We start from the raw sequence: 1,219 nt of genomic DNA, 5'->3' as shown, positions 1-1,219 counted from the left end.
TGAAGCCTTACCCTTTTTAGGACAATGCTAAATTCATAAAAATATCTTTATCGTTGACCGTTTCGGGGAAGAATTCTTCCCCGAAACGATCTTTGTATTCCCTTGGTGACATATCGTTCAATGCCGAGTGCGGGTGCCTGGTATTGTAATCCTCCATCCATTTGCAGGTCAATGTTCTTATCTGGTGCAGGTCGTTGAACCAATACGCATCGAGAACGTCTTCTCTGTAATGTCTGTTCAATCGTTCCATAAATGCATTCTGTACGGGCTTTCCCGGTTGAATGAACCTGAGTTCGATTCTTTTCTTTTTACACCACTGACCCAAAGTCTTTGATATGAACTCCGGGCCGTTATCACAACGTATCGTCTTTGGAAGTCCTATTTCCTCTTCCAGTTGCCCCAGGGTCTCCACTACCTTTTTTGCAGGGTAGTTCAGGCCAACATCCATCGCCAGTGCCTCACGGTTGCAATCGTCCATAACGTTGAACACCCTGACCTTTCTCCCATCGCTGAGCACATCGGCCATAAAGTCCATGCTCCATACCTCATTGAGCCTGGATGGTGCTTCTAATGGGGTCTTTGTCCTTGACGGCAAACGTTTCTTGTGCTTTCTTCTCAGCTTCAGGTTCATCTTCCTGTAGACCCTGAGTACACGTTTCCTGTTCCATTTATGGCCTTCGCGACGAAGCCGCTTGTAATACACCTCGAAGCCCCGTGTTGGCAGTTCCTCTGCAAGCCTTGACAATGCATCGATGACTTCGGTATCATCTTTCCTGCTATGGTGGTACCACATCGAACGGGCAAACTCCAGCACTTGACACGAACGTGATATGCTTACCGAGTAGGACTCTTGAAGGTACATGGCGCGGTGTTTCTTGTCGGAAGGCCCTAGAACTTTTTTGACAGTACGTCCTTGAGCATTTGTACATCAAGGCTCACATCGGCATACATCTGCTTGAGCTTGCGGTTCTCCTCTTCCAGTTCCTTCAATCGCTTCATATGGGCGACCTCCATGCCGCCGTACTTCTTGCGCCAATAGTAGAAAGTGCTCTTGTCGATGCCCATCTCGCGGGAGATGTCTCCAACACTTCTTCCTTGTTCGTTCTCTTTCAGTGCCTTGATGATCTGGCTCTCGGTAAACTTGCTTTTTTTCATGTGACAGTTAAAATTTAAAGTTAGAAAATTCTAATTTTAAGCTGTCCTATTTTTAGGGAAGGCT

At 46.7% G+C, this 1,219-nt stretch carries 1 pseudogene; it reads right to left on the bottom strand.

Annotated elements, in window-relative coordinates:
• Nucleotides 1-16 precede the first annotated feature (16 nt).
• Nucleotides 17-1,155: pseudogene (locus WAO84_RS17135) on the bottom strand (IS3 family transposase).
• Nucleotides 1,156-1,219 lie beyond the last annotated feature (64 nt).

Origin of the sequence: Ascidiimonas aurantiaca (assembly GCF_037646345.1) — a bacterium.
In the GTDB taxonomy this organism is placed as follows: domain Bacteria; phylum Bacteroidota; class Bacteroidia; order Flavobacteriales; family Flavobacteriaceae; genus Ascidiimonas; species Ascidiimonas aurantiaca.
Note: the sequence above shows the minus strand (reverse complement) of the source record. Positions and strands in the feature narration are given on the sequence as shown.